This is a genomic window from Acidisoma sp. S159 (genome assembly GCF_009766125.1).
Classification (GTDB): domain Bacteria; phylum Pseudomonadota; class Alphaproteobacteria; order Acetobacterales; family Acetobacteraceae; genus Acidisoma.
On the sequence record NZ_LMUG01000021.1, the window covers coordinates 1 to 267 of the forward strand.

Annotated in this window: 1 pseudogene; it reads right to left on the reverse strand. The window is 60.7% G+C overall.

Annotation, left to right across the window (positions count from 1 at the left end):
* A pseudogene (locus GSQ92_RS30060) lies at positions 1-227 on the reverse strand (IS6 family transposase); the annotation flags it as partial.
* Between the last annotated feature and the right edge of the window lie 40 nt (positions 228-267).

Sequence of the window (267 nt, forward strand, 5' to 3'; positions counted from 1 at the left end):
AGATAGCGTAATTCACCCTGAACGCGGATGAACACCTCGTCGAGGTGCCATTTATCACCGGGCCGAGGTCGGCGGCGACGCAGATTGTCGGCGAAGGCTGATCCAAACTTCAGGCACCATCGGCGGACGCTCTCGTAAGAGACGATGACGCCGCGCTCGGCCAGCAGCAGCTCAACATCTCGGAAGCTCAGGCTGAACACGTGATAGAGCCATACAGCGTGGCTGATGAGGTCTGCCGGGAAACGGTGGCGATGGTGCGGGTCTGGC